Annotated in this window: 4 protein-coding genes; all 4 read right to left on the bottom strand. The window is 72.2% G+C overall.

Annotated elements, in window-relative coordinates; genetic code table 11:
• The coding region (locus VFE05_04750; GenBank protein HET6229366.1) for a hypothetical protein at positions 1–269 on the bottom strand (269 nt) is incomplete at its 3' end.
• Positions 266–652, bottom strand: a complete 387-nt coding sequence (locus tag VFE05_04745) for a hypothetical protein (GenBank protein ID HET6229365.1) — start codon at positions 650–652, stop codon at positions 266–268. The genes VFE05_04745 and VFE05_04750, both read right to left, overlap by 4 nt.
• Positions 649–1200 carry a sigma-70 family RNA polymerase sigma factor gene (locus VFE05_04740; GenBank protein HET6229364.1) on the bottom strand — a complete coding sequence of 184 codons (552 nt, stop codon included), beginning with the start codon at positions 1198–1200 and terminating at the stop codon, positions 649–651. Before VFE05_04740 ends, VFE05_04745 begins: the two co-directional genes overlap by 4 nt.
• Before the next feature lie 131 nt (positions 1201–1331).
• Positions 1332–1811, bottom strand: a complete 480-nt coding sequence (locus VFE05_04735; protein ID HET6229363.1) for a Spy/CpxP family protein refolding chaperone — start codon at positions 1809–1811, stop codon at positions 1332–1334.
• Between the last annotated feature and the right edge of the window lie 534 nt (positions 1812–2345).

Raw genomic sequence — 2345 nt, 5'->3', positions numbered from 1 at the left:
AGCATGGCCTGCGCGCGCGTCCGCTCGCCCCGCACGATGTGCTCGATGCTGTCGTGCTGCGCGGGCGTGAGCTTCAGCCGTCGGCCGAGCGCTCCGTCCGGCGCGAACAGGTCGTGCTCGGGCGGCGCGCCGTGCATTCCTGCTACGCCGTGCATGAACCAGCGGTGGTCGTGCGCGCGCACGACGGCGCCGCCCACGACCGCGCCGGCGAGGAAGGTGACGACGAGGCTGAGGGCCGCCAGCAGCCCGGCGCGGCGCGGAGTGCTCATCGGCCGCCTCCCTGCATGGCCGCCAGCATCTCGCCGGTGGAAGGCGTCTCGCGCGGGTCCAGCCAGCCCGCCACGGGTGCCGGATAGCCCAGCCCCGCCGCCACCTGCGCCTGCGACGGCCGCTCCGCATCCACCGCCGCCGCCGGGCCGCCGGATGCGATGAGGACGGCGCTCGCGGCGGCCGCCAGCAGCGCCGCGGCGGAGACGGCTGGGCGCACGTAGCCGGCCAGGAGCACCAGCAGCCCCGGCTCGGGCAGCGCCGCGCGGCGGCCCAGCTCCGGCGCCGCGGCGGCGGAGATGCCCGCCACCATCCGCTCCCACCGCGCCTCGCTTGCCGATGGGTCGAGCGGGGCGAGGTCGCGGAACTCGTCTTCCATGTTCACGGCTTCTCCATGTGTCGCCCGGCCAGCCAGCCCCGCAGGGCCCGCCGCGCGTTGAAGAGGTGCACGCGGGCGGACCCGCTGCTGATGCCCAGCCGGGCCCCGATCTCCTTGTGGCTCCAGCCCTCCCAGTCGTACAGCAGCACCACCTCGCGCTGGAGCGGCGTCAAGCCCTCCATCGCCGCCAGAAGGTCCGTGCGCACCTGGCTCTCCTCCGCGTCGCGCAGCGGGTCGTCGCCGCACGCCGTGTTCGCCGCAGCGTCCAGCGGCAGCGCGCCGCGAACGGATTCGAACCGCCGCCGGTCGCGCGCGCGGTTGCGCACGATGGCGCACAGCCACGCGCCGAACTGGTCCGGAGAGCGGCACTCCTCAATGCGCTTCAGCGCGGCGACGAACGCGTCCTGCACCGCGTCTTCCGCGTCCGCGGGCTCGCCGAGCTGGGCGAGCGCCACCGCGTACGCCGCCTTCAGGTGCCTGCGCACCAGCGTCTCGAAGGCGCCCGCGTCGCCCTCGCGTGCGCGGCCCACCAGCGCCGCGTCGGTGTCTACCACGTCCCTTCGCAGCAAGTTCGGGCGCGCCTTCCCGCCGGGTGAGCGCCATCGCGGCGCCGGTGCGCCCGCGGCCGGTCCGCGGGCCCGCAGCGCTCCCCGCTCGCCGGCAGGGAGCGCGTGGTCCCACGGGGTCAGCGCGATGCCGCGCCGTGGCCGCCGTCGTGTCCCTGCTGGCCGTCGTGGTGCGGCATCAGCTGGTGGACCTTCTGCATCTGCTCGGGCGTGAGCACCTGCGACACGCGCTGCATGGCTTCGTCGTGGATCTTGTGCAGCTGCTCCATCAGCGGATGCATCTGCTGGTGCGCGGCCTGGGCGTCGCCGCCGCCCTGCTGGCCCATCGCGGCGTGCATCTGCTGCATCTGCTGGTGCAGCGGCTCCATCTGGCGCATCACGTCGGCGTTGATGGCGCGCAGGCGGGTGACCTGGTCGTCGCTGAGGCCCAGGTCGGCGCGGTGGTCCAGCAGCATCTGCATGGGGTCGTGCTGCATGCCGCGCTGCCCCGCGCCTTCACGATGCGCGGCGGGCGCGTCCTGCGCCAGGAGCGCGTGGGCGTGCAGGTGCGAGGCGGCGAGCAGCCCCGCGGCGAGCAGGATGGTGCGAGTGGAGAACATGGTCCGGGCTCCGTAGCGTTCGGCGTGGACGACCGGCGGCAGCTCCGCCGTTCATCCACAAGACGCGCCAGGTGCCTGATGTGTTAAGACGGTGATGTGTCGCCGTCCATCTACCGAGATGATCCACAGCCGATCATCGGGAAGGATGCGACGAAAACGATGCGACGGTAGATGCGGGGGACCGATGGAATTCGATTCGGCAGATGCGGACTTGGGACGCATCGACGCGAACACGCAGGCGCATCGGCTGAGGGCCATCTCCAGAGCATCCACCCCAGCACGATGATGCGCATCTACAGAACTCCGGTCGATGCGCATCTTCCGATCCCACCAGCCGGGCGAACGATTACGGGAGTGCGGAAACGCTGTCGCAGGCGGCGCGGGCCGACACGGAGGTCATCTGTTCCAACTATTTGCTACGCGGGATGCATTTCCGCTCGGCGTAGCGGGGAGTTCGCTCCAGCGCCGTGCCTGTGGGGAGGGCCGCATAGTCTTGGAGGCGGAGGTCAGGCACTTGGATCTTCACCCGCCGAG

Source organism: Longimicrobiaceae bacterium (genome assembly GCA_035696245.1).
Taxonomy (GTDB): Bacteria; Gemmatimonadota; Gemmatimonadetes; order Longimicrobiales; family Longimicrobiaceae; genus DASRQW01.
The sequence above is the reverse complement of the archived record's forward strand: the minus strand, read 5'-3'. Positions and strand labels throughout refer to the sequence as shown.